The 6,000-nt window shown below is 68.7% G+C and carries 5 protein-coding genes; 4 read left to right on the forward strand and 1 reads right to left on the reverse strand.

Annotated elements, in window-relative coordinates; genetic code table 11:
* Positions 1-54: 54 nt before the first annotated feature.
* The 3 genes from DPV74_RS20920 (at position 55) to DPV74_RS20930 (ending at position 4,808) form a co-directional block, all read left to right on the forward strand.
* A complete protein-coding gene (locus tag DPV74_RS20920) occupies positions 55-1,344 on the forward strand; it encodes a dicarboxylate/amino acid:cation symporter (protein WP_059489813.1) in 1,290 nt (429 codons plus the stop codon).
* Positions 1,345-1,348: 4 nt separating this feature from the next.
* Positions 1,349-3,358, forward strand: coding sequence for an ATP-binding protein (locus tag DPV74_RS20925; RefSeq protein ID WP_060359699.1), 2,010 nt, complete (start codon positions 1,349-1,351; stop codon positions 3,356-3,358).
* 94 nt (positions 3,359-3,452) lie between these two features.
* Positions 3,453-4,808, forward strand: coding sequence for a sigma-54 dependent transcriptional regulator (locus tag DPV74_RS20930; RefSeq protein ID WP_119337879.1), 1,356 nt, complete (start codon positions 3,453-3,455; stop codon positions 4,806-4,808).
* 97 nt (positions 4,809-4,905) lie between these two features.
* Here DPV74_RS20930 and DPV74_RS20935 read toward each other — a convergent pair whose 3' ends face one another.
* Positions 4,906-5,442, reverse strand: a complete 537-nt coding sequence (locus DPV74_RS20935; RefSeq protein ID WP_027789046.1) for a TlpA disulfide reductase family protein — start codon at positions 5,440-5,442, stop codon at positions 4,906-4,908.
* Between the two features lie 160 nt (positions 5,443-5,602).
* On the opposite strand from DPV74_RS20935, the gene DPV74_RS20940 reads away from it, so the two are divergent.
* The coding region (locus DPV74_RS20940; protein WP_119337880.1) for a hypothetical protein at positions 5,603-6,000 on the forward strand (398 nt) is incomplete at its 3' end.

Here is a 6,000-nt window from a genome sequence, read left to right on the forward strand (position 1 = left end):
GTCCGCGCGCGTGACGCCGTTTCCATCGGCTCATCTACTTCAGCAGGAATCATCGTGAAGAAGAAACCCTTCTACAAAGTGCTCTATGTGCAGGTGATCTTCGCCATCATCGTCGGCGTGATCCTCGGCCATTTCTACCCGTCGATCGCCACCGACATGAAGCCGCTCGGCGACGGCTTCATCAAGCTGATCAAGATGGTCATCGGCCCGATCATCTTCTGTACGGTCGTCACCGGCATTGCCGGCATGGAGGACATGAAGAAGGTGGGCCGCGTCGGCGGCAAGGCACTCCTGTACTTCGAGATCGTGTCGACCTTCGCGCTGGTGCTCGGCCTCGCGGCCACGCACATCCTGCGTCCGGGCGTCGGCTTCAACATCGATCCGGCGACGCTCGACGGCAAGGCCGTCGCGTCGTACGCGGCGAAGGCGCACGGGCAGTCGACGGTCGACTTCCTGATGCACATCATCCCGAACACGATGGTCGATGCGTTCGCGCAGGGCGAGATCCTGCAGATCCTGCTGATCGCACTGCTGTTCGGCAGCGTGCTCGCGCACCTCGGCGAGCGCGGCAAGGTCGTCACCGACTTCATCGACGGGCTCACGCGCGTGCTGTTCGGCATCGTGCACATCGTCACGAAGCTGGCACCGATCGGCGCGTTCGGCGCGATGGCGTTCACGATCGGCAAGTACGGTGTCGGCTCGCTGGTGCCGCTGCTCAAGCTGATCGGCACGTTCTACCTGACGTCGGTCGTGTTCGTGCTCGTCGTGCTCGGCACGATCGCCCGCGTCACGGGCTTCTCGATCATCCGCTTCGTGTCCTACATCAAGGAAGAGCTGCTGATCGTGCTCGGCACGAGCTCGTCGGAAGCCGCGCTGCCGCAGCTGATGGAAAAGCTCGAGAAGGCCGGCTGCTCGCGTTCGGTCGTCGGCCTCGTCGTGCCGACCGGCTATTCGTTCAACCTCGACGGCACCAACATCTACATGACGATGGCCGTGCTGTTCATCGCGCAGGCGACCAACATCGAACTGACGTGGATGCAGCAGCTCACGCTGCTCGCGGTCGCGATGCTGACGTCGAAGGGCGCGAGCGGCGTCACCGGCGCGGGCTTCATCACGCTCGCCGCGACGCTCGCCGTCGTGCCGACGATCCCGCTGTCGGGCATGGTGCTGATCCTCGGCATCGACCGCTTCATGAGCGAATGCCGTGCGCTGACCAACATCGTCGGCAACGGCGTCGCGACCGTCGTCGTGTCGGCATGGGAGAAGGAACTCGACCGCAACAAGCTGCGTCAGGCGCTGAAGGGCGGCGGCGAGGTCACGCCGACCGAGACGGCCGGCGTCTGACGTCATGAAGGAGCAGGCGGCGGCATCGCCCGCGGGCGGTGCGGCCCGCGGCGGCCAGGGCGGGCAGGTGGAGGCCTATGACACAATAGGCGATCCGCATCGCCAGGAAGCCTCGACCGTGACGCGCCGCCTGCTCATTCTCGTCGTGCTTGCCGCCGCGCTCGCCGCGGCGTGCACGCTGACGTGGACGATCACCTGGCGGCGCGGCGTCGCAGAGTTGCAGCGCAACGCCGCGGTGCGCGTCGACCGCACCACCAACGCGCTCAAGAGCACGCTCGACCGCTACGAATCGCTGCCTTATCTGCTCGGCAGCCATCCGTACGTGCAGGACCTGCTCGCCGAGCCGAAGCGCACCGACTACACCGCACGCGTCAACCGCTATCTCGAAGACCTCAACGAACACGCGCACGCGACCGTCACCTACGTGATCGGCGCGGACGGCCTGTGTGTCGCCGCCAGCAACTGGCGCGCACCCGACAGCTTCGTCGGGATCGAATACCGCTTCCGCCCGTATTTCCTCGATGCGATGAACGGCCAGGTCGGCCGCTTCTTCGGGATCGGCACGATCTCGCGTGATCCCGGCTACTACATCTCGCAGCCCGTGTGGCGCGACGGCAGGATCGCGGGCGTCGTCGTCGTGAAGCTCAACCTCGAGTGGTTCCAGGGCGCCGATGCGTCCGAGCCGCTCGTCGTCGCGGACGACCACGGCGTCGTGTTCCTGTCGTCGGTGCCCGCCTGGAAGTACCACACGCTGCGGCCGCTGACGGGGCCCGTCGCCGCATCGATCTACGAGACGCGCCAGTACGCGCAGCAGCCCGTCACGCCGTTGCCGCTGCGCATCGAGCAGGTGCTGGGCCCCGATGCGGAGATCGTGCGTCTCGGCGCGGGCCTGCGCGCGCCGCGCTACCTCGCGAGCAAGCGGCGGATCGGCGAGCCCGACTGGCTGCTCGTCACGCTGGCGCCGATCGCGCCCGTCGACGCCGACGCGCGCAACGCGACGATCGTCACGGGCTTCGGCTTCGTGTCGGTCGCGCTGCTCGCGTTCTACTGGCGGATGCGCCGCGCGCGCGTGCGCGAAATGATTCGCGGCCGCGCGCTGCTGCAGCAGGCGTACGCGGAGTTGAACCGGCGCGTCGAAGAGCGCACGGCCGACCTGTCGGAAGCGAACGAGCAACTGCAGAAGGAGGTCGGCGACCGGATCCGCGCGGAACAGGAACTGCGCGCCGCGCACGACGAACTGATCCAGGCGAGCAAGCTCGCCGCGCTTGGCCAGATGGCGGCCGGCATCACGCACGAACTGAACCAGCCGCTCGCGGCGCTGCGCAGTTTCTCGGACAACACGCGTGTGCTGCTCGATCGCGGCGAACAGGCGGCCGCGCGCGAGAACCTCGAGGCGATCGCCGCGCTCACGGAGCGGATGGGCAAGATCACGAACCAGCTGAAGCTGTTCGTCGGCCGCGCGAAGCCGCGCAACGAGCAGGCGCTGGTCGTGCGCGCGCTGCGCAGCGTGCTGTCGTTGCTCGACGAGCGCCTGCGCGGCGTCGCGCTCACGCTGACGTTGCAGGATGCGACCGTGTCGCCCGCGCACGATGCGCCGCTCGACCTGGCGCGCGACTATCCCGAGCTCGTCGCGCGCTGCGAGGACCTGCGCCTCGAACAGGTGCTGATCAACCTGCTCGGCAACGCGCTCGACGCGGTCGCCGGCGTGGCGGCGCCGGCGATCGAGGTGACGATCGGGGTGTCGGCGGCGACGCTGGCGATCGAGGTGCGCGACAACGGCTGCGGCATTGCGCCCGACCTGCTGCCGCGCCTGTTCGAGCCGTTCTTCACGACCAAGGAAATGGGGCGTGGGCTGGGGCTCGGGCTCGCGATCTCGTCGTCGATCGCGAGCGACGCGGGCGGGGCGCTGACCGCGCGCAACGCGCCGTCGGGCGGCGCGCTGTTCGTCTTGACGCTGCGGCGCGCCCGCACGCATCATCCGGACTCCGTGTCCGAGCCGGCGGGCTCGCGCTAGGCGCGCCATGCCGCCCGCCCGATCGGTGCACGATCGGTATCAACGCCGCCGCGCGCGCTGCCGCTGCGCGGCCCGTCAGGAGCAAGTGAGTACGATGGCCAACCGCCTGCAAGTGATCTATATCGAAGACGATGCGCTCGTTCGCCGGGCAAGCGTGCAGAGCCTTCAGCTGGCGGGGTTCGACGTCGCCGGCTTCGAGTCGGCCGAGACAGCCGAGAAGGCGATCGTCGCGGATACCGCCGGCGCGATCGTCAGCGACATCCGGCTGCCCGGCGCGAGCGGGCTCGACGTGCTCGCGCAGTGCCGCGAGCGCGTGCCCGACGTGCCCGTGATTCTCGTCACGGGGCACGGCGACATCTCGATGGCCGTGCAGGCGATGCGCGACGGCGCGTACGACTTCATCGAAAAACCGTTCGCGGCCGAGCGCCTGATCGAGACGGTGCGCCGTGCGCTCGAGCGGCGCGAGCTCGTGCTCGAGAACCACGCGCTGCGGCGCGAGCTGGCCGGGCAGAACGTGGTCGCGCCGCGCATCATCGGCCGCAGCCCCGCGATCGAGCAGGTGCGCAAGCTGATCGCGAACGTCGCGCCGACCGACGCGTCGGTGCTGATCAACGGCGACACGGGTGCCGGCAAGGAGCTGATCGCGCGCAGCCTGCACGAGCTGTCGCCGCGTCGCGACAAGCCGTTCATCGCGGTGAACTGCGGCGCGCTGCCCGAGCCGATGTTCGAATCGGAGATGTTCGGCTACGAGCCCGGCGCGTTCACCGGCGCTGCGAAGCGCCGGGTCGGCAAGCTCGAGTACGCATCCGGCGGCACCTTGTTCCTCGATGAAATCGAAAGCATGCCGCTCGCGCTGCAGGTGAAGCTGCTGCGCGTGCTGCAGGACGGCGTGCTGGAGCGGCTCGGCTCGAACCAGCCGATCCGCGTGAACTGCCGCGTCGTCGCGGCCGCGAAGGGCGACATGAGCGAGCTCGTCGCGGCCGGCACGTTCCGGCGCGACCTGCTGTACCGGCTCAACGTCGTGACGATCGCGCTGCCGCCGCTTGCCGAGCGCCGCGAGGACATCGTGCCGCTGTTCGAGCACTTCATGCTCGATGCGGCCGTGCGTTACGCGCGGCCGGCGCCGGTGCTGACCGACCGGCAGCGCGCGAGCCTGATGCAGCGCGACTGGCCCGGCAACGTGCGCGAGCTGCGCAACGCGGCCGACCGCTTCGTGCTCGGCGTGGCCGACATGCCGCAGGAGACGGGCGCGAACGGCGGCGACGCCGACAACGAGCAGACGCTGAAGGAGCGCATCGAGCAATTCGAGCGCGCGGTGATCGCCGAGGCGCTGAACCAGACGGGCGGCGCGGTCGCCGCGACGGCCGACCGGCTGCATGTCGGCAAGGCGACGCTGTACGAGAAGATGAAACGCTACGGGCTGTCGGCGAAAGGCGAAACCGAGCGCTGAAAAGCGAACGGACCGCAGAACCGGGTTGCCCGGTCGTGCGGTCCGTCGTGCGGAGGAGGGCGCGGCGCGCGGCCCTTCGAGCCGGATCGGGCGGCGCTCAGGCCGCGTTGCTGTCGAGTGCCTTCTTGAGCAGTGCGTCGAGCTCCGCGAACTGCGGTGCGCCGACGTAGCGCTTCAGGATCTTGCCGTCCTTGTCGACGACGAAGGTCGTCGGCGTGAGCTGCACGTTGCCGAACTGCTTCGCGACGCTGCCGTCGTCGAGCGCGACCTTGAACGGCAACTGGCGCGTCTGCGCATAGTTCGCGACGTACATCGGCGGATCGTAGTTCATCGCGACGGCGACGAACTCCAGCCCCTGACCCTTGAAGCGATTATAGGTATCGACCATCTGCGGCATTTCCTGCATGCAGGTCGCGCAGCTCGTCGCCCAGAAGTTCACGAGATAGACCTTGCCTTTCAGGTCGCCTGCGGTCGAGACCTTCTGGCCCGACAGCAGCGTGAACGTGGCGTCCGGCACGGTGGACTTGCCGTTGAACGCGAAGAAGCCGGCCACGGCGATCGCCGCGACGACGGCGGCGGCGACGATGTAGCGGACGGGTCCGGCGCTGCGCCGGGCGGGAGGCGTGGTGTTCATCTGGTGCTCTCGGAGTCGGTCGATGACGCGGATCGAAGCAAAGGACATCGAAATTCGGCGCTCATTTTAGCGCGAATGCGGGATGTGCACCGACGGCGGCCACGCATCCCGGAATTCACGTTCGGCGGATAATGCCCGTTTTGCCTGCCCGCTCCACGCCATGCCGAAGGAAGTCACCGATTCGTTGCGCCCCCTTTTTCGCCCGCTGCGACACTTCGCCGCGCTCGCGTGCATGAGCGTCGCGCTGGCCGCGTGCTCGCCGTCGTACGACTGGCGCACGCTGCACAACGACGCCGGCTACACCGTCGACCTGCCGGCGAAGCCGACCGTCGAGCAGCAGCCGGTGGCGATCGGCGGCGCGTCGATGCCGATGCGGATGCAGGCCGCGCACGTGGACGGCGCGGTGTTCGCGGTCGGCACGCTGACGCTGCCGGACGACAGCGACGACACGCGCCGCGCGGCGCTCGAGTTCCTGCGCACCGGGCTGTCGCGCAACCTCGACGGCGCGCCGCAGACGGCTGCGGTGCCGGTGCCGCTTGCGGCCGGCGGCGCGGTGAA

Origin of the sequence: Burkholderia sp. HAN2018, assembly GCF_024704855.1 — a bacterium.
In the GTDB taxonomy this organism is placed as follows: Bacteria; Pseudomonadota; Gammaproteobacteria; order Burkholderiales; family Burkholderiaceae; genus Burkholderia; species Burkholderia cepacia.